Here is a 26,262-nt window from a genome sequence, read left to right as displayed (position 1 = left end):
CTTCCTTGAACCAGACTACACCAGTTCCCTACCCTTGGCGTCGATCGCGTTGGCGACAGCTTCGTCCGTCGCCTCGTCCGGCAACAGCATCTCGTTATGCGCCTTGCCGGACGGGATCATCGGGAAGCAGTTGGCGAGCGTCGCCACGCGGCAGTCGAACAGGACGGGCTTCTTGACCGCGATCATCTCCTTGATGGCATCATCGAGTTCGTCCGGCTTGTCGCAGCGAATGCCGTGGCCGCCATAGGCTTCGGCGAGCTTGACGAAATCCGGCATCGCCTCGGTGTAGGAGTGCGACAGCCGGTTGCCGTGTAGCAGCTGCTGCCACTGCCGCACCATGCCCATATACTGGTTGTTGAGGATGAAGATCTTGATCGGCGCCTCGTGCTGCACCGCCGCGCTCATTTCCTGCATCGTCATCTGCACCGAGGCATCGCCGGCGATATCGATGACCAGCGCATCCGGGTGCGCGATCTGCACGCCGAGTGCCGCCGGCAGGCCGTAGCCCATCGTGCCCAATCCGCCAGAGGTCATCCAGCGGTTCGGCTTCTCGAAATGATAGTGCTGCGCCGCCCACATCTGATGCTGGCCGACCTCGGTGGTGATGTAGGTGTCGAGGTCCTTGGTCAGCGCATAGAGCCGCTGGACGGCGTATTGCGGCATGATCACCTCGTGGTTCATCTTGTAGGCGAGCGAATCGCGCGCGCGCCATTTGGCAATCTGCTCCCACCACGGGTGAAGCGCTTTCTTGTCGGCCTTGGCGGTTGCCCGCCACAGCCGCACCAGATCCTCCAGCACACGCCCGACATCGCCGATGATCGGCACGTCGGTATGGACGTTCTTGTTGATCGACGACGGGTCGATGTCGATGTGGATCTTCTTCGAATTCGGCGAAAACGCCGTCAGCCGCCCGGTGATGCGGTCGTCGAAGCGCGCACCGATGCAGAGCATGACGTCGCAATCGTGCATCGCCATGTTCGCTTCATACGTGCCGTGCATGCCGAGCATGCCCATCCAGTTCTTGCCCGACGCCGGATAGGCGCCGAGGCCCATCAGCGTCGAGGTGATGGGAAAGCCGGTGAGGTCGACCAGCTCGCGCAGCAGATGGCTCGCCTCCGGGCCGGAATTGATGACGCCGCCGCCCGAATAGATGATCGGCTTTCGGGCAGCCCCCATCAGCTCGACCGCCGCCTTGATCTTTTCCAGATCGCCCTGGACCTTCGGTTGGTAGCTGGTGCGCGGCGCCGTCTGCGGCGGGACATAGATACCCCTGGCGAACTGCACGTCCTTCGGGATGTCGACGACGACCGGACCGGGGCGCCCTGTCGTTGCCACATGGAAGGCCTCGTGGATCGTTGCCGCGAGCTCGTTGACGTCCTTGACCAGCCAGTTGTGCTTGGTGCAGGGCCGCGTGATGCCGACCGTGTCGCACTCCTGGAACGCATCCGAGCCGATCAGCGAAGTCGGCACCTGGCCGGTCAGGCAGACCAGCGGGATCGAGTCCATCAGCGCGTCCTGCAATGGCGTCACCGCATTGGTGGCGCCCGGCCCTGAGGTCACCAGCATGACGCCGGCCTTGCCAGTCGAGCGCGCATAGCCTTCCGCCGCGTGGCCCGCGCCCTGCTCGTGGCGGACGAGGATGTGCTCGACCTCGTCCTGCTGGAAGATTTCATCGTAGATTGGCAGAACCGCGCCGCCCGGATAGCCGAAAACATGCTTGACGCCATTGTCCTTCAGCGCCTGCACCACCATTTCGGCACCCGTCATTTCGCTCCTTGGCATTTCAGTTCTTGGCATTTCGCGCCGCTCATTCTGTCCACTGCTCATCGTTCTGGTCCCGTACTGTTCGCCATCTGGCGATTGCTCGTCGTTTAGTCGTGTTTCGGGCAATAAAAAAGGCCCCCGAGGGAGCCTGTGTCTTGCGCATGGGAGGTCACCGCCCGGCGGTTACACCGCCTTGCCCACGCGCTTTCCTACGAGAATGAGTGCCTTTTTCATGGTGGCGGACAATAGAATTGGTTTGACGCCGCTGTCAACGGCGAATGTGCACTTGGCCCGACGTCGGCACATCCGCCCATTATGCACCCGCGCCGCCTTTCCGCCGCGCGGGTGTTCCGTTTCAGGCGCAGAGCACCACACCCCTCGCCTTGGCCCAGCGCTCGATGATCTTGCGCTCCTCGAGCGAGGCGAGACGATTGCCGAAACCGCGCACCTGCACCGCACGGTTTTGCGGGTCGAGTTCGATCGTCAGCAACCGCTCGATCTTGCCCAGCGCCGAGCGCCGCAGCACCCAGATCGAGGCATTGCCGGCGATGCATTTGGCCGCGTATATCGAGACGCAATGATGCATCGCCCGGCTCTCGGCGACCAGATCCTCGGCTGTCTTCAACTGACGGACGAAGAAACGCTCGCCATGCGCCTTTGCCTCCTTGGTCGACGGCTGCCAGTCCCAGTCGTCCAGGCACGAGCCGTCCCAGGCGCGACCCTGCGACTGCGTCCCGGCAGTACGCGTGGTCCGCCCGGCAGCGCGGCGGCGCATTGCCTCGATGCGTTCGATCGCGGCAATGTCTCGATGCCATTCCAGCATCTGCCGACGCAGCGAGGCAAGCGTGCGACCCTTCAGGCTGTACGCCGCATCGCGCTGGTGCACGGCGCCGATATAGTCGCAAAGATCGTCGATCTCCTCCTTCGACGCGGGTTGCCCGCAGAAGAACCGTGTCACCTCGCGCCAGAAGGCCAGATCGTTACGTGGCGTGCGCGCGATTTTCGACTTGGCAAGTCGGGCCGCCAACCCGGAATCATCCGTGTAGGACCGGGCGATCACCACCCAAAATGCCTCGTCGAACGTGAAATCGCCGGGCAAGTTCAAGAAGCAATGCACCTCCTTGCGAGACAGCCACGCACAGGCGCCCGCCTTGTAAAGCGAGTCACCACGTGCCACTGCGGTATACCAAGCCTTGCGAAGCGCAATCTCGCCGGCATTCAACCCCGAGCTGTCCAGCCAGATCCCCTCGAGCGCGGCTGTAACCGGGTAGCGCGCATAGAGATGGCGCGCCGCGGCCAGCCGCAGCCGCGCGGGGTCGCGCGTCTTCAGCTTTGGACGCCACAGCGCGCCGTCGCGGATCGCCATGCCGGCAAAGCCCCGACGTGCCTCGTCGAGCGCCCGCTCGAAATCCGGAGCGGGACGCGGGACAGGAAAAACCCGCCGCAGCGTTACGGCATATGCTTCAATGCGTTCGCGCTCGGCATCCTGCCTGCGCTGGATCATGGACTTTGCCATGGCCGTTCTTCCTGATTGGAACCCTGTCAGCCGCACGCAATTCCAGCGTCGGCACGGAATGTGTCGATCTGGATCGCCGGGTCATTGACAGGTCTCCTTTCAGGACGACGGATCAGAATGGGCGGCTTCTCTAAGCTCGCCGCCAATTTGACGCAAGAGCTATTCTTTCCACGCCCGCGATGGTCTGACGGGTGTTGCAAAGGTGCATCGTTGTCGCCATCAGCGTGTCCGGCCGACGCGTTTCCAGTAGATGAGGGTGCCTGTGAGCCCGCCATGCGGCTTCAGCGCATAATCCGGTATTTCGCCGGCCAGCGTGAAGCCGAGCTTTTCATAGAGCCCGGAAGCCCCCTCCTCTTTTGCCGTGTCGAGGACCAACAGCGTGCGGCCTTTCTCCACAGCAACGGCTTCCGCCGCCTCCATCAGGCGGGTTGCGATGCCCTTGCCGCGGTAATCGAGGCGGATCATCAGCTTGGCGATCTCGGCCCGGTGCGGCTGGTTGGGAGGGCAGTCGAGCAGCAAGGTGATGGTGCCGACCAGAGCCTCGCCGTTCCAGGCCCCAAGCACCGCCCTTTCGCCTCTGGCGGCCGCCTGAAGCGACTTGTTCCAGAAGGCCGCGGCCATCTCCGGCACCAACGGATGCATGAAGCTGACCGAGCCGCCGGCAGCGACTGTCCCGATCAGCAGTTCCGTCAGCATTTTTTGCGTTCCGTCAGCATTGCTGAGTGGCCTGATTTCGATCGAACTCATGTCGTTCCCCTGTCGCCGTCCGTCAGTCGAAACGACTGGTCCGCTTCCGCTTCCTGGCCCGCCGGATTTCCGCGATGCGATCGGCGTCTTCCTCTTGCAGATGTCGCCCGCGTTCCAGCAGTTCGAGCGTGTATTCCTCATAGGTCAGGCCCAGCCGCTCGGCCTTGTGCAGCCGCATCAGCATGATCTCGCGGCTCGGCACTTTCCATGCCTGGGCATGGGCGGTCTGCCAGGCAAGAAACACATAGGGGTCGCCCTTGCCCCAGGGCGGACCGTCATAGTCGTCGAGCGGCGGACCGCCATTGTCGCAGCGTTTTGGACGGCGCGCCTTCACCTCAGCTCCTGGCCAACGCAACCAGATAGTCGGCGGCGTCCGGCCCCGGAGCGTGAAAGACGCAATCGGATGGCGCGCCGAGCGCCAGGCAGTCGCCCGGTTCGAGCCGGTGAACGATGTCTCCCTCTGTGAATTCCAGCCGCCCGGAGATCAGCCATATCTGTTGCCTGATGAAGGCATAAGACGCCGCCGGGAAACTTACCTTGGCGCCGGCCGGCAACTGGATCCGGATCAGTTCGAGGGGTATGTCGGAGACCGGCGAAAGATGCCGCCGCACATAACCCGTAGCCGGATCGCGCCAGAGCGGCTGGTCACGTTCGCGAAGCAGGCCACCGCCCTGCAATTCCGCCCTTGCGATCAATGTGGACAGCGTCATGCCGAAGGCGGCCGCAATACGCACAAGGAGTGCCGCCGTCGGGCTGGTCATGCCGCGTTCTACCGTGCTCAGCATGGCTTTCGAAACATTGGACCGCTCCGCCAGCTCTGCCAGGGACCAGCCTCGAGCCACTCTTTCGGTATGTATTCTTCTGCCGATGGTCGAGGAGATGTCGTTCGCTATATCATCCATTAATCCAATATATCGAAATTCTTCTACAGAGCAACGGCCGTTTCATCCAGTTTTCGCAAACACCTTAATGTCCGCTAAACCATCCGGCCTCATCCCACCTTAACCCCGTTCGCCTAGGCTCATCGCTTGGGAAAAGGGACCGGCGTATCCATGCTCGTTGAACGCGAAGCCTCCATTGGGGAACCGACTTTGCTGGAGCGCCGCAGGGCGGAGCAGAACGACAAGCGCATTCTGGGCAATGTCGTGCAATGCGACGGCGCGCGCGCCACCATCAGCGCCTATGCCGACGATATCGAAGGCACGGTCACCGGCCTGTGGAGCGTCGGCAAGATGATCTCGATCAATCTCGGTACATCACGAACCGTCGGCCTGGTCTATGAAATCGGCAAGTCGGATCGTGCGTGGAGCAGCGAGGGCCAGAATCCGATCGAGGTCAGCATCGAATTGATCGGCGAGGTGCGCGACGGGGCCGAACCCGGCGCGAAGCCGATCTTCGACCGTGGCATCACAACCTACCCGCATATCGGCGCCATTGCCCATCGTATCCGCAGCCGCGACCTGCAGGCCGTCTACGATCTCGCAGGTCGTCATTCGATCACCATCGGCACGCTGTCGCAGGACGAGGCGATCGACGCCAATATCGCCATCGACGATACGCTGGCGCGGCATTTCGCCATTGTCGGCACCACCGGGGTCGGCAAATCGACCGCCGTGTCGCTGCTCTTGCGCAAGTCGATCGCCGCCCGGCCCGACCTGCGCGTGCTCATCCTCGATCCACACAACGAGTTCGCCGCGTCGTTGCCCGAATATTGCGTCAGGGTCGATTCGACGACGCTCGACCTGCCCTTCTGGATGTTCAAGCTAGAGGAATTTGCCGAGGTGCTGTTTCGCGGCCGCGAGACGGTCCCGGAAGAGGTCGACGCCTTGCGCGATCTCATCCCCGCGGCCAAGAACCTCTACCGCAATCCGAACTCCGGCAACTATCTACGGCGCAGCACCGATGCGCTGACCGCAGACGCGCCGGTGCCCTATCGCATTGCCGACCTCATCAAGCTGGTCGACGAGCGCATGGGGCTGCTGGAAAGCAAGAACGATCGCCCGACCCTCAGGTCACTGAAGACACGTATCGAATCGGCGGCATCCGATCCGCGCTACCGTTTCATGTTCAACTCGCGCCTGATCGAGGACACCATCCACGAGACGATCGGCAACATCTTCCGCGTGCCGCATCACGGCCGCCCGGTGACCTGCTTCGAAATGGCCGGCATGCCGTCCGAGGTGGTCAATTCCGTTTGCTCGGTCCTGGCGCGGCTGGCCTTCGACCTGGCGTTGTGGAGCGAAGGCCGCCTGCGGCTGCTCTTCCTGTGCGAGGAAGCGCATCGCTATATGCCGGCCGATCCGCGCCTCGGTTTCGCGCCGACGCGGCACGCGCTGTCGCGCATCGCCAAGGAAGGCCGCAAATATGGCTGTTATCTCGGCGTCGTCACCCAGCGCCCGGGCGAACTCGACCCGACCATCCTGTCGCAGTGCTCGACGTTCTTTGCCATGCGGCTCGCCAACGAGCAGGACCAGGCGATCATCCGCTCGGCGATCGCCGATTCCTCGGCTTCGACGCTCGCGTTCCTGTCTTCCATGGGCCAGCGCGAGGCTATCGCCTTCGGGGAAGGCGTGGCGACGACGATGCGGATGAAGTTCGAAAAGCTCTCCGAGGATTTGATCCCCGGCACCGCCAAACGCGAGAATGCCTTGCCGTCCGAAACCGGCGACGAGGTCGACCTCGTGGCGATCGTCGAACGGCTGCGCAACGTGCCGAAATCACAACAGGCAATGCCTTTCGCGGAAGTCGTCGATCCGGGCCGGCAGGCCGGCGATTCGGACTATCGCAAGCGGTCGGCCGCACGCACCCAGCGAAACGACGATTTCGACTTGCGCTACGGCCTCAAGCCGGCGACCTTCGGCCTGCGTCCCCCAGAATGATTGAGCCGAGCGACTTTTAGGCAGCGCTCGCAGATATCAAAGCTGAGTTTCGATGGCTGTCTTGTCTATAACTGACCACACCTGGCGAATTTTCCCTCTCTGAAGCTCATAAAATACGTTCTCGGCAAACGAAATTCTCTTCCCGCTTACATCGAGCCCAAGGAACGTTCCCCTTGGCGCGCAGTCGAAGCTTAGCCGGCTCGCTACATAAGGCGGATCGGCAACCAATAGCTGAATGTTGAAATAAAGGTCCGGAATTTCGTCGAAGTCTCTCACCAACATCTCGAGATAGCCGGACAATCCGAGCTTGCGACCGTTGTGGGTCACTTCATCATGAACAAACCTCCCCAGATTTGGCCAATCCTGCTTGTTCAGGCATGCAATATAGCCTCGGTAAAGACCGGAGAGATCGGATTTAGTCACGGCAACACCTCTATTTCCGGCAAGCCCCGCAAAGGCAGCATCTCAGCTTGACGGGGTGATGTCGGTCTGCGTGCACCGGAAACGAAGAAAACGATACCAGACGGCCGGAATCACGAATTCAATGACGGAATTCAGGCACAGACGCGGTTGCGCCCTTGCCTCTTCGCCTCATAGAGCTGGCGATCGGCGCGGCGATAGAACTCCTCGGCGGTTTCCTTGCGATCCCAGACGGCAAGCCCGACGCTGGTGGTGATTTTCAGTCGGACATTGCCCGTCAGCACCGACATGTTGGCGATCGCCTTGCGGATGCGCTCGGCGAATTTGGATAGCAGCTCGGCGTCCATATTGGGCGTGACCACCGCGAACTCCTCGCCGCCCAGGCGCGCCACCACGTCGTGATAGCGTGTCATGTCCTTGAGACAGTTGGCGACCGCCCGCAACACCTCGTCGCCGACATCGTGGCCGTGGCTGTCGTTGACCTGCTTGAAATGGTCGAGGTCGAGGATCATCAGCCCTACTGGTTTCTCGATGCGGCGGAACTCTTCGAGATATTCCTTCAGCGCATCGTCGAAATAACGCCGGTTCTGCATGCCGGTGAGGCTGTCGGTGAGCGCCGCATGCTCCAGCGTCTCCGAACGCGCGCTGAGCGAAACGGTCATGGCGCGCAGCTTGCCTTCTTCCGTCGCCTGCTTTCGGATCAGCGGGTAGATGAAGAAAATGCCGAAGAACAGCGCAGTCGCCAACAGCACGCCCGTCGCAAACAGCAGCTTGTTGAGATAGACGATTTCATCGAGTTTTGAAGGCGTATTGCTAATGTCGGCGGCCAGGGTTTGCAGGAGCCCATAGGCGTAAAGCGTCACCAGGCCGGCGGCCAGGATCACAAAAATAAAGACGAAAAAGGCTGATTCCGCCTTGTGGAAACGCATCTGCTCCCCGTTGGAAAGTTCGTAGCGATCTTATGGCATGCGGGAACTTACGGACAGTTAACCTGGACAACTTCAACGCGAAATGTCCCCTCGGTGTCGACTTTTCAGGTTGCGCTCGAAGGAGGGAGTGAGAGCATCGAGTCGATCCCCCCATCAGGACGCAATCTCTGCCATTCCGGGCCCAATTGGTGCCTGAACCAGGTCGCCTGCCGTTTGGCATATTGCCGCGTCGCGATTTTCGCGCGCTCGATGGCCTCGGGAAAACTGAAGGCGCCGGCCAGCGCGGCCTGAAGCTCGCGAACACCGATTGCTTTCATCGCCGGCAGGTCGGGATCGAGGCCGAGCGCTGAAAGCTGTTTCACCTCGTCCAGTGCCCCCTCATCCAGCATGCGGTCGAAGCGGGCATCGATCCGCTCCACCAGAGCCGCTCGCTCCGGCTCGATGACGAAAAAACGCGCGCTGCTGCCGTCGATCAACGGCCGGCCACGCGCGGCCTGCCAGTCCAGGATGGAACGGCCCGACGCGTCGAGCACCTCCAGCGCCCGCACGATGCGCTGGCCATCCGTCGGCTTCAGCATCATGCCGGCCGCAGAATCCTCGCGCAACAGGATGCGGTGCAATCTCACTGCGCCCTGTTCCTGGAGCTCGTAGCGCCAGCGGTCGCGGATCGACTTCGGAATGTCGGGCATCTCCGAGATACCTTCCGTGAGCGCCCGGAAATAAAGCCCGGTTCCGCCGACGAAAATCACTGGCCGCTCCGAAAGCGTGCCGTCGTCGATCAGCTTTATGACATCACGCAACCAGGCGCCGGTTGAATAGGCGGTGGACGGATCGACGTGTCCATAAAGAAAGTGGGGGACGCGGGCGAGTTCGGCAGGACCAGGCCGCGCCGTCAGCACGTCGAGCACCGAATAGCCTTGCATGGAATCGGTGTTGACGATGACACCGCCATTGCGCTCGGCGAGGTCGAGTGCGAGCGCCGACTTGCCGCTGGCGGTCGGCCCGGCTATCAGGATCGCGTTCTTCAGGCGGCCTTCGCCCGCCCGTCCGCTGGAATTTTCGATGCCGCTGATCGCCACGCTTCTATCCCATCCCGCCGGCCGCGCATTGACGTCGACGCTAGCGAATATGGCCTCGCGGTCGGTCGGCGCAAGCGCTGTTCGCTGGCTGGCCGAAGGCATCGCCTGCGAGCTCGACTTGCCGGAGACCGCCGACGCTTCCGAAATAACGGCGCGCCTGCGTGCCGCGCTGGCTTCCGAACCGATCGACGTGGCCGTCCAGCCGGCCGAGAACAGGCGCAAGAAGATCCTGATCGCCGACATGGATTCGACGATGATCGACCAGGAATGCATCGACGAGCTTGCCGACGAGATCGGCGTCAAGGATCGCGTCGCCGCCATCACGGCGCGATCGATGAACGGCGAGATCGCATTCGAGCCGGCCTTGCGCGAGCGCGTGGCGCTGCTCAAGGGTCTCGATGCCGCAATCATCGACCGCATCATCGACAATCGCCTGACGCTAGCCTCCGGCGGCCGCACGCTCGTCCAGACAATGGCGGCCAATGGCGCCCGGACGGCGCTGATCTCCGGTGGTTTCGACATCTTCACCACCCGCATCGCAGCATTGCTCGGCTTTCACGAAAATCGCGCCAACCGCCTGATCGAGCAGGATCGCCGCTTCACCGGCCTGGTCGCCGAACCGATCCTCGGCCGCGCCGCCAAGGCCGAAGCCCTTATCGAGATTTCCGCCCGCCTCGGCCTGACGCCTGCCGATGCCATTGCCGTCGGTGACGGCGCCAACGATCTCGACATGATCCGTCTTGCCGGCATCGGCGTCGCCTTGCATGCCAAGCCGGCCGTGGCAGCCGAGGCAAAGATCCGTATCGACCACGGCGACCTCACCGCCTTGCTTTATCTGCAGGGTTATCGCCGGGAGGAATTTGTCGAATGACGCCGATCCGCACCGAGCGCCTGATCCTGCGCAACTGGGGAGATCGTGACCGCGAGCTCTTCCATCGCATCAATTCCGACGAGTTGGTCATGGAATTCTTTCCGTTTCGCCGCGACCGCGCCCAGGCTGACGCCAAGATGGAGGAGTTGCGCGCGGCTATCGATCGCGACGGCTTCGGCTTCGCGGCCGCTGAGATCGCAGCCACAGGTGAATGCATCGGCTTCGTCGGCATAACCGGAACCGATCATTTGCCATTCCTGCCGCGCGGCACGATCGAGATCGGCTGGCGGCTGGCACCCGAATTCTGGGGCCGCGGCTATGTCACCGAAGCAGCCGAAGCCTGGCTCACCTATGGCTTTGAAAGACTTGGCCTCGACGAAATCGTGTCCTTCGCAGTCAAGGATAACAGCCGGTCCACTGCCGTTATGGAGCGCCTGGGCATGATCGCCGACCCCGCCTCCGATTTCGACCATCCCGGTGTTCCGGACAGCCACACCGCACTCAGGCGACATGTCTTCTACAGGCTGTCACGCACAGACTGGCAGGCAAGAAAAAGAGCGGCCCGCTAGCCGCCCTTTTTCGTTTCAAGATCAGAGCATTGCAGGCTCCTCCGGACTCAATCCATCCGGATTGTCACAAACCTCAGCTCGCCGGTCTTCGACGCCAGCATCAACAGCGCGTTCTTGCGCCCCTGCTCCTTCAGCGCGCCGATCCGGTCCATGACGTCCTTGGGCGTTGCGACCGATTCCTGCGCGATCTCGGTGATCACCTCGCCCGGCTGGATGCCGCGTTCGGCAGCCGCCGAATCCTTGGAGACGTCGGTCACGACGACGCCGGAGACGTCGGCGGCGATGCCGAATTTCGTGCGCGTCTCCTCATTGAGCTCGCCGATCGTCATGCCGAGCACGGCAGCCGTCGAAACCGCAGGCGCCTTGTCGGCATCGTCCTGGTCGGCGTTGCCGTTTTCACCGCCGCTGGCAAGCTTTTCGCCGTCCTCGAGCCGGCCGAGCGTCACCTTGACGGTCTGCTCGACCCCTTTGCGCACGATGATCACGTCGACCGCCTTGCCGACCGGGCTCTCCGCCACGACGCGCGGCAGGTCGCGCATTTCATGGATGTCCTTGCCGTCGAATTTGATGATGACGTCGCCGGCCTGGATTGTGCCGTTGTCGACCGGCCCGCCCTTGATGACGCCGGCGACCAGCGCGCCCTTGGCGGTCGCCATGCCCAGGCTTTCGGCAATGTCGTCGGTCACCGGCTGGATGCGCACGCCGAGCCAGCCGCGCCGCGTCTCGCCGAACTGGCGAAGCTGGTCGACGACGCCCGAGGCAAGCTGCGACGGGATCGAGAAGCCGATGCCGATCGAGCCGCCCGATGGCGAGATGATTGCCGTGTTGATGCCGATGACCTCGCCGCTGCTGTTGAACAGCGGTCCGCCGGAATTGCCGCGGTTGATCGCGGCATCGGTCTGGATGAAGTCGTCATACGGGCCGGAATTGATGTCGCGATTGCGTGCCGAGACGATGCCGACCGTCACCGTGCCGCCGAGACCGAACGGATTGCCGATCGCCATCACCCAGTCGCCGACACGCATCGTGTTGGAATCGCCGAACTTCACCGCCGTCAGCTTGTGCCCTTTCGGATCGACCTTCAGCACCGCGACATCGGTCTTGGTGTCGGTGCCGACCAGCGTCGCCTTGAGCGTCACCCCATCGGAGAAATTCACCTCGATGTCGTCGGCATCGGCAATGACGTGGTTGTTGGTCACCACGATGCCCTGCTCGGCGTCGACCACGAAGCCGGAGCCCAGCGACTGCACCTTTTGCCCGCCGCCGCCCTTGTCGCCGCCACGGTTCTTGAAGAAATCGTCGAAGAAGTCCTGGAAGGGCGAGCCCTCCGGCAGCTGCGGCATCGGCACTGCGCCCGGCCCTTCAGTGCCTTTAACAGTCTGCGACGTCGAGATGTTGACCACGGCGCCAAGCAGGCCGGCGGCGAGATCGGCAACCGAGGGCGGCCCGTCGGCTGCCATCGTCGGCGCCACGAACGACGGAACGGCAATGGCGCCGACCAGAAGCGCAGCGGCCCCGGCGATGAACGTCCGCCTCGCTGCACGCAGAAGGGTGGTGGATGTCATCGAAAGGCCTCCGGGTGTTCTGAAAAAAGCGCTTCGGCAAAAAACGCCGCGTCGCGTCATGTTGGCAAGAAATAAGGCACGTTTGCGGCTATGGCTACCGCCAGAGAATAAATCCTCTGTTACGCCGGCTATCCCTGCACCGGCCCTACTGGCCGGTGCTTGGCTGAGCCGCCGGTGGCGCGGGAGCGGCAGGTGCTGGCGGTGCTGCCGCCGGTGCCGCAGGCGTTTCCTTGCTGTCCGGGTCGCGGAAGAAGCGGAAGAACTCGGAATTCGGCGACAGCACCATCGTCGTTCCTGCGCTGTTCAGCGCCGTGCCATAGGCATTCATCGACCGGTAGAAATCGAAGAAGGCCGGATCGCGCTGATAGGCCCCGGCAAACGTCGCGCTGCGCTGGGCTTCACCTTCACCGCGCAGGATTTCAGACTCTTTCTGCGCTTCGGCGACGATTTCGACCACTTCGCGGTCGGCGCGAGCCCTGATCCGCTGCGCTGCCTCGTTGCCGCGCGCCCTCAGCCGCTCGGCTTCGGCGAGACGTTCGGCCTTCATGCGGTCGAAGGTCTGCTGCGAGACTTCGGCCGTGAGATCGGTGCGGCGGATGCGGACATCCTCGATCTGCAGGCCAAGCGAGGTGGCATCAGGCCTCAGCTGATCGCGCACCTCGCGCATCATCACGGCGCGCTCTTCCGAGAGTGCCGCCTCGAAGTCGCGCAGGCCGTAGACGCGGCGCAAGGCAGCGTCGAGACGCGTCCTCAGCCGGGCCTCGGCCAGTTCGATCTGGCCGGAAACCGCGGCGCGGAACACACGCGGGTCCGAGATACGATAGGCGATAAAGGCATCGACCTCATAGAATTTGCCGCCCGAAACCTGGACACGGATGTTGTCGAGGTCGAAGCGCAGGACCCTGTTTTCGATCAGCTGGACGGTGTCGGCATCGAAGAAGGAGAATGGCGCCTTGAAATAGATGCCCGGCTGGTTCTTGACGTCGACGATTTCGCCGAACCTGAGCACCAGCGCCTGCTGGCGCGCATTGACGACGAAGACCGACGAATAGAGCAGGAACAGGATGACCGCGGCGATGACCGCAATGACGGGAAGACGGTTGGCCATCACTGGTTTCCTCCGGTGGCCGGTGCCGGCGCCTTCTGCTGCAATGCCGGCAGCGGCAGGTAGGGAACCACCCCTTGCCCGTTGCCTTGCTCGACGATGACCTTGCTGGAATCCTTCAGCACCCTCTCCATCGTCTCCAGGTAGAGCCGCTTGCGCGTCACTTCCGGCGCCTTTGCATATTCGTCATAGACCGAGATGAAGCGCTGCGCCTCGCCTTCGGCCTCCTGCACGACCCGGTTCTTGTAGGCGGCCGCGTCTTCGCGGATCTGTGCGGCCGCACCGCGCGCCTGGCCGAGCTTCTGATTGGAATACTGATTGGCCTGCTCGACGAACTTGTCCTCGTCCTGTTCGGCCCGCTGCACCTCGTCGAACGCGTCTGCCACCTCGCGCGGCGGCGCGGCGTCCTCGATGGAAATTGCGTTGACGTTGAGGCCGGCCTTGTAGCCGTCCAGCGTCGTCTGGATGATCTCACGCACCGACGCCGCAATGCCTTGCCGGTCGTCGCGGAAAATGTCCTGCGCCGGGCGCCGGCCGACCGCTTCGCGCATCGCGCTTTCGGCGACCTGCTGCAGCATGCCGCCCGGGTCGGACACGTCGAACAGATAGGCCTTCGGGTCGGAAACCTGATAGGCCACCGAGAATTGCACGTTGACGATGTTCTGGTCGCCGGAAAGCATCAGGCCATCGCCGCTGGTGCTGCCGCCGCCGATGCTGACAAGCTGCTCGGCGATGTTAGCGGTCTCGACCGTTTCGATGGGCCACCAATGGAAATGCAGGCCCGGCTGCGACAGCTCCGCCTTCGGCTTGCCGAACCTGAGCTCCACCGCAACTTCATCTGGCTGGACGGTGTACACTGCCTTGAACGCCCATAGCACCACCAGCGCCGCGGCAATCAGCCCGAACACGGCAGGGCTCGCGCCACCGCCGCCCGGCAGCGCGCGCCGCAACCGGTCCTGCCCGCGCCGGATGATATCCTCGAGATCGGGAGGCGAGCCCTGCGGGCCGCTGGGTCCTTTTGGTCCCTGACCCCAAGGCCCCTGATTGTTGCCGCCGCCCCACGGGCCGCCGCCGCCGCTCTTGTCGTTCCAGGGCATGAATGTCCTTTCGCTTGGAATTCCCTCAAGCGCCGGCTCACCGGCGCAAAATCCAATATTATTCTTCTATAGGGATGCGACGGCACGCTTTCAACGCGATCGGCTGCCGCCACTGTCCGCCTTTGGGTCCATCTAGACCTGTCGCGACCCCTTTGTCGCCTTCAATGCACGTCGCGGCGCCGCTCGTAAACCGAATAGCGTGTCGCATGGCTGTCCTTTTCGCCAGCCTCCACCTCCTGCGAGCGGACGATCCGCCACAGCGCCGGATCGATCGGCGGGAAATGGGCATCGCCGTCGACCGCGGCCAGAACATGGGTCACGTGCAGCCGATCGGCCAACGGCAGCGCCTGAGCGTAGATTTCGCCTCCGCCGATGACGCAGATCTCGTCGGCGCCGGCCATGCAGCGCCCGCGCACCGTCGCCAGCGCGATTGCGTCCTCGATCGAGTGCGCGACTTCGACGCCCTCGGCGCGCCATGCCTTGTCTCGTGTCACCACGATGTTGAGCCTGCCCGGCAATGGGCGGCCGATGCCTTCATAGGTCTTGCGGCCCATGATGATGGGCTTGCCCATCGTATCGGCTTTGAACCGCTTGAGATCGGTGGACAGCCGCCACGGCAACCCACCCTCGCGCCCGATCACGCCGTTCTCGGCGATGGCGACATAAAGCGCGAGGTCCATCAGCCGCCGTTTCCGCCATCCGACGGCTCCAGCAGCAATATGTCGATGTCATGCTCGGGGTAGAAGTTCTGCGCCTTCATCTCGAACGTCGTCGGTCCGATCTTCCTGACGTTTTCGCCGCAAAACGAGACCAGGTTCTTCGCATCGCCCTTGTCGACGGTCAGCTTGAAACTGCCGATGTTTCCCGACGCCCAGTTGCCGCCCGTGGTCAGGATATAGGCGATGCGGTTCTCGAAATATTTGGGGTAGCCGTCGGGATCGTCCTTGGCTGCCTTGCGCACGGCATTCTCGAAGGCATCGTCCATGCAGTAGCGTGTCTTGTAGGCGGCATACTGACCCTGGAACTGGCCGTCATAGAAGAAGCTGACCGAGGAGGTGCCGCCGACGCTCGGCTTGTAGCGATGCGAGACATGGACCGCCTTGTTGGCCGGAAACGTCGAGCGCCACCAATAGGTCGAGCGCAATTGCCAGAACGGCGTATAGACGGTCTTCATGCCCGAACCGTCGTCAGCAGTGTCCTCGATGATGATGCCGCGGTTGACCCAGTCGTCGGCGACCGCTTGCGGCAGCTTTGCCAGCGCTGCCTTGGCCGCATCGCCGAACGGATAGAACGGCACGCCCTGCGCCTTCAGGTCAGCGCCGATGTCGATGCCGAGCGCGAACACCTTCTGCTCTAGCTGCGGCTTTGCCGGCACCCCGTCGATCGTCACTTCGAAGCCGAGGAAATTGTCGCTCTGCGCCTCCGGAATCGCTGGTATTTCTTCGGGGTCGCCTTCGATGTCGGGCATCGGAAAGGCGACGATCGCATCGACATCCTTGTCGGTATTGTTGCGGAAGACGTAATCGACCATCACTTTTTCCGGCGAGATGTAGAGATCCTCGCTTTCCATCGCCACCGCATCGCTGCGCGAAAGGATCAGCCCACCGGTGCCGAGTTCGGCGACCGAATCATTGGCGAGCGCAGGCGTAGCCGAGAGCGCCAAGGCTGCGGTCAGGACGTAACGGAACATGGAAACTCCCCCGGCGAGAATGCCAACATGACTCTAGCTGTTCAATGTGGCGTTTCAAAGCCTTTCGGCAAATGCGCCGGCGCCTGCCGGCATGTCGTGTCGGTCTAGACACGCCGGTCCCGATCGGGCAGGAGTTCGCCCATGCGCAAGCTTCTCGTCATCGGCATCGGCGCCGGCAATCCGGAACACATGACGGTCCAGGCCATTAACGGTCTCAATCGGGCCGACGTGCTGTTCATTCCTGACAAGGGCGCCAAGAAGAACGATCTCGCCGAATTGCGCCGCCAGATCTGCGACCGCTTCGTCATTAATCCGAACTCGCGCCGTGTCGAATTCGACGTGCCGGTGCGCGCCGAGCCGGCGCCTTCCTACCGCTCGACCGTCGACGACTGGCACGAGGCGATCGCCGCGATCTACGAAGGCCTGATCCGCGACGAACTCCCTGAAGATGGCTGCGGCGCCTTCCTGATCTGGGGCGATCCGTCGCTCTACGACAGTGCGCTGCGCATCCTTGAGCGCGTGCGCCTCAGAGGCAATGTAGCGTTCGAGCTGGAGGTCGTCCCTGGCATCACCGCCATCCAGGCACTCGCAGCCAGCCACAAAATGGCATTGAACCGGATCGGCGACGCCATTTTGATCACCACCGGCCGCCGGCTCGCCGAGGAAGGTCTGCCCGAAAACGCCGGCAGCACCATCGTCATGCTGGACGGCAAATGCGCCTTCAACACGCTGGACGACAACGACGTCACCGTTCACTGGGGCGCCTATCTCGGGACGCCTGACGAGATCGTCATCTCGGGCCGGATTGGCGACGTCGGCGACAAGATCGTGACCACCCGTGAGCAGGCCCGCCGGAAAAAAGGCTGGATCATGGACACCTATCTGCTGCGCAAGCCGGGCGAGCCTAAGAAGTAACAGGGATCACACGCGGCATGAATTCCGCCGGCGTCACGCTGCGTCGATCTCGGCCTGCAGCGCCTCCATATGCGCCGCCGCTGCTGAAGACGCAGCCCGCTCGATCGCGCGGAAGCGGCTGACCACAGCAAGCCCGACCGACGTCAACTGGGCGCCACCGCCTTTCTTGCCGCCTGTCTGCGCCGCAACCAGCGGTTTGCCGAACACGCGGTTCATGTCTTCGACCAGATCCCAGGCGTGCTTGTAGGACATCTCCATGCCGCGTGCCGCGGCTGAAATCGAGCCGAAGGCGGCGATCTGTTCCAGAAGCTCGATCTTGCCCGGTCCGATGCGGCCATCTGGATCGAGATTTATCCGCAAACTCAGCGACGGCATTTGCTCCTCCGCGGTCACGCTATTCTACAAGTTCCGCGCCGATACCGCTATTCCAAAACGATATAGCGAATCATCGGCCGTTCACTCATCCGCCTCGGCGGGCAGGCCGGCGCCGGTATTCGCCCGGTCGAAGCTCACCGTCTTGACCACGGCGAAGACCTGTCGACCAAGCCGAAGCTCCAGTGTCTGCCGCGACTGTTCGGTGATGCGGGCAAGCACGGTTGCGCCATTGCAGTCGATGCCGATCTCGACCGTGGGCCCTTCGCCCGGCTCTATCGCCACGATCGTGCCCGGCAATATGTTGAGCGCGCTGAGGCCAACCGGCTGCTCGGTGGCGATCATCACGTCGCGGGCACGGATGCGGACGCGCACCGGCGCACCGACTGGCGTTGCCAGAAGCGGCACCCGGATCTCGCCCGCCAATGAGCCTAGCACCGTCATGCCAAAGGCTTCGTCGTGGCGCAGAACCGCGGTATCCAGCACGCCACCGCCCTCGCCGCGCTCTTCGGCCGGCAATAGATCCAGACGCTGCATGATCGCACCGGTCGGACCGGAAGCGGCGACCTTTCCTTGCATCAGCACCACGACGTCGCTCGCCAGCCGCGCCACTTCGGCGATCGAGTGGCTGACATAGACGATCGGAATTTTCGTCTCGTCGCGCAGCCGCTCGATGTAAGGCAAGATCTCGGCCTTGCGCCGCTCATCGAGCGACGCCAGCGGCTCGTCCATCAGCAGCAATTTCGGACTGGCAAGCAGCGCCCTGCCGATTGCCACGCGCTGCTTCTCGCCACCGGAGAGTTTTGCCGGCCGCCGATCGAGCAAATGGCCGATCCCGAGCAGTTCGACCACACCATTGATATCGGCGTAACGCTCGGCAGCCGGCGTGAACCAGCGGCCATAGCGCAGATTGCTCGCCACGCTCATATGCGGAAACAGCCGCGCATCCTGGAACACCATGCCGATCCGCCGTTTGTGCTTCGGCACGAACAGGCCGGCATCGCTATCGACCAGCACGCGGCCCTCGGCCGCGACGCGACCTTTGTCGGGGCGGATCAGCCCGGCAATCAAATTGATCAGCGTCGTCTTTCCGGAGCCGGAAGGCCCGAACAGCGCAGTCAGCCGCCCGGCGCTTTCGAAACGGGCATTGACGATGAAATCGCCAAGCCGGTGGCTGATGTCGACCTGAACCGTCATTCGATGTCCATCCGCCGGCCGACACGCCGCGCCAGCACTTCCGAGGCAACAAGTGCCGCCATCGAGATGACGATCGAGATCAGCGTCAGCCTGAGCGCGCCGGCGTCGCCGCCGGGAACCTGCGTGAAAGTGTAGATCGCCGACGGTAGCGTCTGCGTCTCGTTCGGAATGTTGGAGACAAAGGTGATCGTCGCGCCGAATTCGCCCATCGCCTTGGCGAAGGAGAGGATCGCACCGGCGATCAGCCCGGGCAGGATCAGCGGCAGCGTGATCGTGCCGAATACCCATAGCGGATTGGCGCCGAGCGTGCCGGCGGCCGCCTCGATTTTGCGGTCGACGGCCTCGATCGACAGCCGGATGGCCCGCACCATCAGCGGAAAGCCCATCACGCCGCAGGCGAGCGCGGCGCCAGTCCAGCGGAAGGAAAAAACGATCCCGAAATGTTCGGCCAGGAAAGCGCCGGCCGGACCACGCTTGCCGAAAGTCAACAGCAGCAAATAGCCGGTCACCACCGGCGGCACGATCAGCGGCAGATGCACCAGACCATTGAGCAGCGTCTTGCCCCAGAACTGGCCGCGGGCAAGCACAAGAGCGATCAGGATGCCCGGCGGCAGGCTGGCAATCATCGCCACGGTCGCCACCTTGATCGACAGCCGGACCGCATTCCATTCGTCGGGAGCGAGATCCAGCAGCCAGTTCATGTGCGGTGCCGTACGTCAGTTGCTCGGCGCGAGGATTGTAAAACCTTGCGCCTTGAAGAGTTCGCCAGCCTTGGCGGATTGCAGGCATTTCAGGAATGCCGGCGTATCCCTGCTCTTCGAATCCGCAAGCTGGGCGACTGGATAGATGATCGGCGGATGGGTACCCGCGGGGAAAGTGCCGACCACCTTCACGCCAGGCTCCGCATGCGCATCCGTGGCGTAGACGATGCCGAGTGCTGCCTCGCCGGTCGACACCAGCTTTAGGGCGGCGCGGACATTCTCGGCCTGCGCCACCTTGCCTTCGACCGAAGACCAGGCACCGAGCGATTCGAGGGCTGCCTTGCCGTATTTGCCTGCCGGCACAGCTTTGACATCGCCCATGGCAAGTTTGCCGTCACCGACGAGCTTGGCAAGATCGAAACCCTTTTCGATCCTGGTTTCAACCTTGGAATCCCGTGGCGCAACCAGAACGATCTGGTTACCGAGCAGTTTCACTTCGGTTTCGGGCTTGGTCAGCTTCCTGTCAGCAAGATATTTCATCCAGTCGAGATCGGCCGAGATGAACAGGTCTGCTGGCGCGCCGCTTTCAATCTGCCTGGCCAGCGCCGAGCTCGCCGCGTAGGAAATGGTCGCCGGCTCGCCGACATCGGCCTCGCAGGCCTTGTTGACGGCATCGAGCCCATCCTTCAGGCTCGCCGCGGCAAACACGACCACCTTGTCATCGGCATGGGCCGCCGGCACCGCGGCCATCAGGATGGCGGCGAGACCCGCGATGGCAATCGTCGTCGAACCTTTGCGCGCCAGCATGAAACTCTCCTCGTCTCGGAACGCCCGAAGCCGTCCATCGATATATCCATGTGAACATAACAAGGAAAGGCTCTTTACCGCCTACGGCATTCTGAGCTGAGGTTTTCCCGGCCTGCGATAATCTTCGTTGGATACAGCGGCACCGAGGCCGAAGGAAATATTCATATGAAAATCAGCGACCAGGGATTGCGCGTCAAGTCGACGTCGGCCGATCGAGATGGATGCTGACAACGCCCGAGGGCGCAGCCGCAGTAGGCAATGTCGATATGCACGGTCGGCTATGGTGCTAGACTGCGATCGGTGCCTTGATCGTCGCGTCGGCGAAATAGTTCTCGAGCCGGAAATCCTCGAAGCGGAAGGCAAAGAGATCCTTCACCTCGGGATTGATCCACAGCGTCGGCAACGCCTTGGGCGTGCGCCGCAATTGTTCGCGCGCCTGCTCGAAATGGTTCGAGTAAAGATGCGCGTCGCCGAGCGTGTGGATGAAATCGCCGGGTTTCAATCCGGTCACCTGCGCCACCATCAGCGTCAGCAACGCATAGGAAGCGATGTTGAACGGCACACCGAGAAAGATATCGCCCGAACGCTGGTAGAGCTGGCAGGAAAGCTTGCCTTCCGAAACATAGAACTGGAACAGGCAGTGGCAGGGCGGCAAGGCCATGGCCTCCACCTCGGCCGGGTTCCACGCCGAAACGATCAGCCGCCGCGAATTAGGATTTTGGCGTATCTCCTTCAGAAGATTCGCAATCTGGTCGATGGCGCCGTCATGGCCGTCCGGCCACGACCGCCATTGTTTGCCATAGACCGGGCCGAGATCGCCGTTCTCGTCGGCCCACTCATCCCAGATCGAGACGCCGTGATCGTTGAGATATTTGATGTTGGTGTCGCCGGCCAGGAACCACAAAAGTTCGTGGATGATCGACTTCAGGTGCAGCTTCTTGGTGGTGGTGACCGGAAAGCCGCGGGCCAGGTCGAAGCGCATCTGGTAGCCGAATACCGAGCGCGTTCCGGTGCCCGTGCGGTCGCCGCGATCGGCGCCGTTTTCCAGCACATGCTTCAGAAGGTCGAGATACTGGCGCATCGGCTCCGGTCCGATTCGGATTGTCAGCCATCATAGCCGAATGACCATCGGCCGAACACAGCAAAGCGAGACGATTCCAGCAGAAGTCTCACCAGCACCGGCGGCGAGGTTGCTCAGAGCGAGCCGAGCATGCCCAGATCCTTGGCGACGAGGTAATAGAATGTCACCCGGCTCTTGCTGTTGTCGGCCGCCATAGCCTTGCAGGTCTTTTCGATAGCCGCATCCGCCTTGGCACCGTCGGTGACGCCGAGCTTGCCGGCGACCCAGCTGTTCCTGACGCGCTTCAGTTCCTCCGGGTCGGTGCAGGACACTAGCGAGGAATCGCGGTTCCTGAGCGCGATGCCCAGATGCTTGACGATCTTGGCGACCGCGTCGGCATCCGCCGCCGCATCATACTTCTTTACGTCTGCGAGATAATCGGCCATCGAATTTCCCCTCGTCGGCGCCACGGGATCCGGTCGATGAGGATTGTGGCGCGCTGCCGCAAGTATGCGCTAGGTCTCCTCACCGCCACAAAGCTTCGGTTGAGACCGGCTGCAAGTCAACCCTTCATGATCCACTTTGGCACGGACGAAAGTGGCATTCCGGCCTTTCATTTTCCACCGCCAGTCCCTATATTCGCTTCGTCGGCTCGACCGACTATGGCGATAAACAGGCGATGAAATAAGCCGTTCGGACCCGGGGGCGGTACCCGGCGCCTCCACCAAAAACCGCTGCTCAGGAGCGGCTTTTGCTGGGGGCGAAATAGGATCGACGAAGGTGTAAAGATCGTACTTTTGCCCGGCATTGTACCACCGTTATCGGGCTAAACTTATAGTTGCCAACGACAACTATGCGGAAGCACGTCTCGCCGCGTAAGCGGTGCGATAGCTTCAATTCAAGCCCTAGTGGTTCGCACTTCTAGGCGGGGTTCGGAGGTACCTGGCAACAGAAACCTCCATTTCTCCCCCTTTTTGATATGCGCAGCCGCAGGCTCGCCCGATATGTGCAGCTGCGGGCCTGGGCTTTTTACGCCCTGATACGCCCTGGCGCCGCTGCGTTCATACCAGTCCCTGGCTGATCGTTTCGATCGCGCTGCCAAAGGTCTCGTCGGCAGCCTCATGTGACAGAAGCATCTCATTGTGCGCCCTGCCCGTCCTGATCATCGGAAAACAATTGGCGAGCTTGGCAACACGACAGTCAAGGAGCACCGGCCGGTCCACATCGATCATTTCCTGGATCGCATCATCAAGGTCGGCTGGTTTGTCGCAGCGCAGGCCGACCGCTCCGAACGCCTCGGCCAATTTGACAAAATCGGGCAAAGCCTCGGAATAGGAATGCGCGAGGCGGTTGCCGTGGAGAATTTGCTGCCACTGGTGAACCATGCCCATATATCCGTTGTTCAGGATGAAGACCTTGATCGGCGCGTCGTACTGGACTGCCGTCGACATCTCTTTCATGGTCATCTGAACCGATGCGTCGCCGGCGATATCGATGACGAGGCTGTCCGGATGTGCGATCTGCACGCCCAGCGCCGCCGGCAGGCCGTAGCCCATCGTCCCGAGGCCGCCCGAACTCATCCAGCGGTTCGGCTTTTCCAAGCCGTAGAATTGGGCCGCCCACATCTGATGCTGGCCCACTTCAGTGGTGATGTATGTGTCGCGATCCTTCGTCAGCGCGTAGAGACGCTGCACCGCATATTGCGGCATGATCACATCCTTGTTCATCTCGTAGGAGAATGAATTGCGTGCGCGCCAGCCGACGATCCTTCTCCACCAGTCCTGGAGGCGGCCTCCCTCCGGTTTCTGAGGCAATGCGCGCCATAGACGAACCATGTCATCGAGAACATTGCCGACATCGCCTTGTATGCCGATATCGACGTGGACGTTCTTGTTGATCGAGGACGGATCTATATCGATATGGATCTTGCTGGAGTTCGGCGAAAAAGCGTCCACACGCGAGGTCACGCGGTCATCGAAGCGCGCGCCGACACAGATCATGACGTCGCAATCGTGCATCGCCATGTTCGCCTCATAGGAACCATGCAGACCGACCATTTTGAGCCAGTTCTTGCCGGAGGCGGGGTAAGCTCCAAGGCCCATCAGCGTCGAGGTGATCGGAAAGTCGGTCAGTTGAACCAGCTCCCGCAGCAATCTCGATGCTTCCGGGCCGGAATTGACGATGCCGCCGCCGGCATAAATAACGGGACGGCTGGCATTGGCCATCAGTGCTATCGCCTGGCCGATCTTGCCGATATCACCCTGCAGCTTCGGTCGATAATTTTTCAGCGCAGCAACACCCGATGGCGGGGTGTACACGCCGGACGCAAACAGAACGTCCTTTGGCATGTCGACGAGAACAGGCCCCGGTCGCCCCGACCGGGCGATGTGGAACGCCGTATGGATTGCTGACGCCACGTCATTGACGTCTTTGACCAAAGAGTTGTGCTTGGTGCAGGATCGCGTGATACCAATCGTGTCACATTCCTGAAAGGCATCGGAGCCGATCAATGTTGTCGGCACTTGTCCGGACAGACAGACGATCGGCACTGAATCCATCAGAGCGTCCTGCAGGGGCGTCACGGCATTCGTCGTGCCTGGGCCTGATGTGACCAGCATCACGCCGACCTTGCCCGTGGACCGGGCATAACCCTCCGCGGCATGGCCGGCGCCCTGTTCGTGGCGCACGAGGATATGTTTGATGTCGTCCTGCTGGAATATCTCGTCGTAGATCGGCAATATGGCCGCGCCGGGATAGCCGAAAATATGCTCCACACCATTGTCTTTGAGTGCGCGGAGAACGATCTCCGCTCCTGTCATGCGGTTGCTCGTATGCTGAATGGAATTATCGCTTGTCATGGTTCTGTCCCGTAGCGTGATGAGGATGGGTTGACGGGGCGTCGCCGAAATCGGGCGTAAGAAGAATTTCGGGCATAAAAAAAGGCCCCGTCGGGAGCCTGTTTGTGGCGCACGGGTGGCTGTCGCCGGATGGTTACACCATCCTGCCCGTGCGCTTTCCTACCACTGCAAGAACGATTGCGATCTTCATGATGATCGCTGCTACACAGAAAATCGCGCATCGTCAACGTCTCAGGCTGAGGCGTCTCAGGCTGAGGCGAAAGCCCAAGGGCCTCCCATCATCGGAACCTCCGATGGCAGCATTCGTTTCTTCCCGTTTCCCTTCTTCTACGCCTTTGCGGGACAAGGCCTCAGTTTCTCGCCGCGTGTGGTCATGCCCGGCGAGCTGCCTCATGGAGAGATAAGATGAACCAGGAAACCACACCAAAACACGAACGCATCCTGATCGTTGGCGGCAGTTCCGGCATGGGGCTGTCGCTGGCCGAACAGCAGCTTGCCGCCGGCGCCGAGGTTACGATCGTCGGCCGCTCCGAGGACCGGTTGTCGGCCGCACGGCAGCGCTTGCCTCACCCGGAAAGGCTGAGGACGATCGCCGCCGACATCACAAGCGAGGACGAGGTCCAGCGCCTGTTCCGGGATGTCGGCACGCTCGACCACATCGTCTCGACCGCCGCCGACGTTACCGGCGTCTATGTGTTGCTTCCCGAGATGGATATCTCGGTGGCGCGGAAAGTGATGGATTCCAAAGTCGTCGGACCGCTTCTTCTTGCCAAGCATGGCGCGCCTCGTCTGACGCCCGGGGGATCGATCACGCTGACCTCGGGCATCGCCGCCTATCGTCCGGCGGCGAAAGGCTCGGTGGTGGCAGCCGTTAATGGGGCACTTGGCTCACTCGCCTACGCGCTTGCCGTCGAACTGGCGCCGATCCGCGTCAACGTCGTTTCGCCCGGCTGGGTCGACACGCCGATTTGGGATGCCGTCGTCGGCAGCGGAAAGACAGCCGCGCTGGACGCCATGGCAAAGCGTCTGCTCGTCGGCCGGATCGGCCAGGCAGCCGACATTGCCCAAGCCATCACGTCCCTCATGCACAACGGCTTCATCACCGGAACCGTGCTTCATGTCGATGGTGGCCAGCGACTGGTCTAGCGATGGCCAAAATTTCGCGGACCATTGCAAGGAACAGCCGCAGCACCGGCGCTTGAATGCGGCGGTGGCGCCATACCATGGTGACCGGCGTCACCGGGCTGCTTCCGACCCAGGGCAGCACGACGATATTGGCGTCAGCCGCGGAAGCCACGAGACGCGGGACCAGCGCGCATCCAAGACCGCCTTCAACAAGGCTCCGTATCGCGCCCATGCTGGCGAACTCGCCGACGAGTTTTGGACGGTCAGGCAATGTTGCGGCAAACGTTTCGTCGAACATCCGCCTATAGACGCAACCGGGCTGGGTGACGAGGAAGGCCTCGTCGGCCAGATCGTCGGGCGTTATGGCAGAATATCCGGCCAACCGGTGATTTGCCGGCATTATGGTGACGAGCTCTTCTAATGCCACTTGCTCGCTTCGCAGCTCCGGCGGCGCCGCCGGGACGGCTCCGAAATGGAAAGATACGTCCAGCGCCCCGCTTGTCACGCCGGCACGCAACCCACTGCTATCGTCCGCCCTGAGGTTCAGTTCCACATCGGGATGGCGCCGATGGAATTCCGCCAGCACAGCTGGCAAGCGTGTCGAGCAAAGCGTCTCCAGGCCGCCGACAGTCAGGCGACCGGCAACCGTGCCGCTCGCGTCGGCGACTGCGGAACGGGCTTCGTCCGCGAGGTCGAGGAGATCGTTTGCATAGTCCAGCAGGCGTTGTCCCGCCGCCGTCAGCTTCAAGCCACGCCGTGATCTGTCGAACAGCGACGTGCCTAGATCGCTTTCCAGCGCCTGGATCTGTTCGGTCACGCTCGATTGGGCAAGATGAACCCGCTCGGAGGCGCGTGTGATGTTCAAGGTGGTGGCGACCGCCACGAAGGTTTTGAGATGTCGAAGCTGCATGTCCTGAACCCGTCATATAGGCATAGGCTGCTTTGAACCGGGACCGCAAACGTGAAAAGGCCGGGAACATCGCCCGGCCTTTTTGT

The 26,262-nt window shown here is 62.2% G+C and carries 26 protein-coding genes and 1 other RNA gene; 6 read left to right on the top strand and 21 right to left on the bottom strand.

Annotated elements, in window-relative coordinates; all coding sequences use genetic code 11:
- Window positions 1-15: 15 nt before the first annotated feature.
- The 5 genes from NKJ81_RS02940 to NKJ81_RS02920 all read right to left on the bottom strand — a co-directional run bounded on the left by NKJ81_RS02940 (window position 16) and on the right by NKJ81_RS02920 (window position 4,929).
- Complete coding sequence (locus NKJ81_RS02940; protein WP_352471629.1) at window positions 16-1,767, bottom strand: acetolactate synthase 3 large subunit; 1,752 nt, start codon at window positions 1,765-1,767, stop codon at window positions 16-18.
- 352 nt (window positions 1,768-2,119) lie between these two features.
- A complete protein-coding gene (locus tag NKJ81_RS02935; RefSeq protein WP_352539572.1) occupies window positions 2,120-3,280 on the bottom strand; it encodes a PcfJ domain-containing protein in 1,161 nt (386 codons plus the stop codon).
- A 219-nt stretch (window positions 3,281-3,499) separates the two neighbouring features.
- Complete coding sequence (locus NKJ81_RS02930; protein ID WP_352471627.1) at window positions 3,500-4,027, bottom strand: GNAT family N-acetyltransferase; 528 nt, start codon at window positions 4,025-4,027, stop codon at window positions 3,500-3,502.
- A gap of 22 nt (window positions 4,028-4,049) precedes the next feature.
- Complete coding sequence (locus NKJ81_RS02925) at window positions 4,050-4,361, bottom strand: hypothetical protein (protein ID WP_352471626.1); 312 nt, start codon at window positions 4,359-4,361, stop codon at window positions 4,050-4,052.
- A gap of 1 nt (window position 4,362) precedes the next feature.
- On the bottom strand, window positions 4,363-4,929 hold the full coding sequence (locus tag NKJ81_RS02920; protein WP_352539571.1) for a helix-turn-helix domain-containing protein: 567 nt from the start codon (window positions 4,927-4,929) through the stop codon (window positions 4,363-4,365).
- Between the two features lie 150 nt (window positions 4,930-5,079).
- Between NKJ81_RS02920 and NKJ81_RS02915 the strand changes: the two genes are divergently transcribed.
- Window positions 5,080-6,906, top strand: a complete 1,827-nt coding sequence (locus tag NKJ81_RS02915) for an ATP-binding protein (RefSeq protein WP_352539570.1) — start codon at window positions 5,080-5,082, stop codon at window positions 6,904-6,906.
- A gap of 36 nt (window positions 6,907-6,942) precedes the next feature.
- Here the strand turns inward: NKJ81_RS02915 and NKJ81_RS02910 are convergent, their stop codons facing one another.
- The 3 genes from NKJ81_RS02910 to miaA form a co-directional block, all read right to left on the bottom strand.
- Window positions 6,943-7,329, bottom strand: a complete 387-nt coding sequence (locus NKJ81_RS02910; protein WP_352539569.1) for an ester cyclase — start codon at window positions 7,327-7,329, stop codon at window positions 6,943-6,945.
- A 131-nt stretch (window positions 7,330-7,460) separates the two neighbouring features.
- Complete coding sequence (locus NKJ81_RS02905; RefSeq protein WP_352501016.1) at window positions 7,461-8,255, bottom strand: GGDEF domain-containing protein; 795 nt, start codon at window positions 8,253-8,255, stop codon at window positions 7,461-7,463.
- 104 nt (window positions 8,256-8,359) lie between these two features.
- The gene (miaA, locus tag NKJ81_RS02900; RefSeq protein ID WP_352539757.1) at window positions 8,360-9,328 is read right to left on the bottom strand and encodes a tRNA (adenosine(37)-N6)-dimethylallyltransferase MiaA; all 969 of its coding nucleotides are present in this window, start codon (window positions 9,326-9,328) and stop codon (window positions 8,360-8,362) included.
- On the opposite strand from miaA, the gene serB reads away from it, so the two are divergent.
- Window positions 9,318-10,205 carry a phosphoserine phosphatase SerB gene (gene serB / locus NKJ81_RS02895; RefSeq protein WP_352539568.1) on the top strand — a complete coding sequence of 296 codons (888 nt, stop codon included), beginning with the start codon at window positions 9,318-9,320 and terminating at the stop codon, window positions 10,203-10,205. The genes miaA and serB overlap by 11 nt on opposite strands.
- Entirely contained in the window at window positions 10,202-10,774 is a 573-nt protein-coding gene (locus NKJ81_RS02890; protein WP_352539567.1) for a GNAT family N-acetyltransferase, read from the top strand. Before serB ends, NKJ81_RS02890 begins: the two co-directional genes overlap by 4 nt.
- Before the next feature lie 47 nt (window positions 10,775-10,821).
- On the opposite strand, the gene NKJ81_RS02885 is transcribed toward NKJ81_RS02890, so the two are convergent.
- The 5 genes from NKJ81_RS02885 to NKJ81_RS02865 form a co-directional block, all read right to left on the bottom strand.
- The gene (locus NKJ81_RS02885; RefSeq protein WP_352539566.1) at window positions 10,822-12,339 is read right to left on the bottom strand and encodes a DegQ family serine endoprotease; all 1,518 of its coding nucleotides are present in this window, start codon (window positions 12,337-12,339) and stop codon (window positions 10,822-10,824) included.
- Window positions 12,340-12,484: 145 nt separating this feature from the next.
- Window positions 12,485-13,447: a protease modulator HflC gene (hflC, locus tag NKJ81_RS02880; protein WP_352539565.1), complete on the bottom strand. Its 963-nt coding sequence runs from the start codon at window positions 13,445-13,447 to the stop codon at window positions 12,485-12,487.
- On the bottom strand, window positions 13,447-14,541 hold the full coding sequence (gene hflK / locus NKJ81_RS02875; protein WP_352471619.1) for an FtsH protease activity modulator HflK: 1,095 nt from the start codon (window positions 14,539-14,541) through the stop codon (window positions 13,447-13,449). The genes hflC and hflK overlap by 1 nt, the downstream gene beginning before the upstream one ends.
- Before the next feature lie 161 nt (window positions 14,542-14,702).
- Complete coding sequence (locus NKJ81_RS02870) at window positions 14,703-15,221, bottom strand: dihydrofolate reductase (RefSeq protein ID WP_352471618.1); 519 nt, start codon at window positions 15,219-15,221, stop codon at window positions 14,703-14,705.
- Window positions 15,221-16,231: a DUF4424 domain-containing protein gene (locus NKJ81_RS02865; protein WP_352539564.1), complete on the bottom strand. Its 1,011-nt coding sequence runs from the start codon at window positions 16,229-16,231 to the stop codon at window positions 15,221-15,223. The genes NKJ81_RS02870 and NKJ81_RS02865 overlap by 1 nt, the downstream gene beginning before the upstream one ends.
- A 141-nt stretch (window positions 16,232-16,372) precedes the next feature.
- Between NKJ81_RS02865 and cobF the strand changes: the two genes are divergently transcribed.
- The gene (gene cobF / locus NKJ81_RS02860) at window positions 16,373-17,146 is read left to right on the top strand and encodes a precorrin-6A synthase (deacetylating) (protein ID WP_352539563.1); all 774 of its coding nucleotides are present in this window, start codon (window positions 16,373-16,375) and stop codon (window positions 17,144-17,146) included.
- A 33-nt stretch (window positions 17,147-17,179) separates the two neighbouring features.
- On the opposite strand, the gene NKJ81_RS02855 is transcribed toward cobF, so the two are convergent.
- From NKJ81_RS02855 to NKJ81_RS02830, 6 genes are all read right to left on the bottom strand, one after another.
- The gene (locus tag NKJ81_RS02855; protein WP_023676697.1) at window positions 17,180-17,521 is read right to left on the bottom strand and encodes a winged helix-turn-helix domain-containing protein; all 342 of its coding nucleotides are present in this window, start codon (window positions 17,519-17,521) and stop codon (window positions 17,180-17,182) included.
- Between the two features lie 81 nt (window positions 17,522-17,602).
- Complete coding sequence (gene modC / locus NKJ81_RS02850; RefSeq protein WP_352539562.1) at window positions 17,603-18,715, bottom strand: molybdenum ABC transporter ATP-binding protein; 1,113 nt, start codon at window positions 18,713-18,715, stop codon at window positions 17,603-17,605.
- Window positions 18,712-19,416 carry a molybdate ABC transporter permease subunit gene (gene modB / locus NKJ81_RS02845; protein ID WP_352539561.1) on the bottom strand — a complete coding sequence of 235 codons (705 nt, stop codon included), beginning with the start codon at window positions 19,414-19,416 and terminating at the stop codon, window positions 18,712-18,714. Before modB ends, modC begins: the two co-directional genes overlap by 4 nt.
- Window positions 19,417-19,431: 15 nt before the next feature.
- The gene (modA, locus tag NKJ81_RS02840) at window positions 19,432-20,223 is read right to left on the bottom strand and encodes a molybdate ABC transporter substrate-binding protein (RefSeq protein WP_352539560.1); all 792 of its coding nucleotides are present in this window, start codon (window positions 20,221-20,223) and stop codon (window positions 19,432-19,434) included.
- 286 nt (window positions 20,224-20,509) lie between these two features.
- Window positions 20,510-21,304 (bottom strand): thymidylate synthase, encoded by a 795-nt coding sequence (locus NKJ81_RS02835; protein WP_352539559.1) that lies wholly within the window; start codon window positions 21,302-21,304, stop codon window positions 20,510-20,512.
- A 113-nt stretch (window positions 21,305-21,417) separates the two neighbouring features.
- Complete coding sequence (locus tag NKJ81_RS02830; RefSeq protein ID WP_023676702.1) at window positions 21,418-21,729, bottom strand: DUF2853 family protein; 312 nt, start codon at window positions 21,727-21,729, stop codon at window positions 21,418-21,420.
- Between the two features lie 161 nt (window positions 21,730-21,890).
- On the opposite strand from NKJ81_RS02830, the gene ssrA reads away from it, so the two are divergent.
- Window positions 21,891-22,246, top strand: a transfer-messenger RNA (tmRNA) gene (gene ssrA, locus NKJ81_RS02825).
- 98 nt (window positions 22,247-22,344) lie between these two features.
- Here the strand turns inward: ssrA and NKJ81_RS02820 are convergent.
- Window positions 22,345-24,141, bottom strand: a complete 1,797-nt coding sequence (locus NKJ81_RS02820) for an acetolactate synthase 3 large subunit (RefSeq protein ID WP_352539558.1) — start codon at window positions 24,139-24,141, stop codon at window positions 22,345-22,347.
- Between the two features lie 405 nt (window positions 24,142-24,546).
- On the opposite strand from NKJ81_RS02820, the gene NKJ81_RS02815 reads away from it, so the two are divergent.
- Window positions 24,547-25,287, top strand: coding sequence for an SDR family oxidoreductase (locus NKJ81_RS02815; protein ID WP_352539557.1), 741 nt, complete (start codon window positions 24,547-24,549; stop codon window positions 25,285-25,287).
- Here the strand turns inward: NKJ81_RS02815 and NKJ81_RS02810 are convergent.
- Window positions 25,241-26,176, bottom strand: a complete 936-nt coding sequence (locus NKJ81_RS02810) for a LysR family transcriptional regulator (RefSeq protein ID WP_352501028.1) — start codon at window positions 26,174-26,176, stop codon at window positions 25,241-25,243. The two genes, NKJ81_RS02815 and NKJ81_RS02810, sit on opposite strands and share 47 nt — an antisense overlap.
- Between the last annotated feature and the right edge of the window lie 86 nt (window positions 26,177-26,262).

Origin of the sequence: Mesorhizobium sp. M0018 (genome assembly GCF_040323955.1) — a bacterium.
Lineage (GTDB): Bacteria > Pseudomonadota > Alphaproteobacteria > Rhizobiales > Rhizobiaceae > Mesorhizobium.
This window is presented reverse-complemented; position numbering and strand designations above follow the sequence as displayed.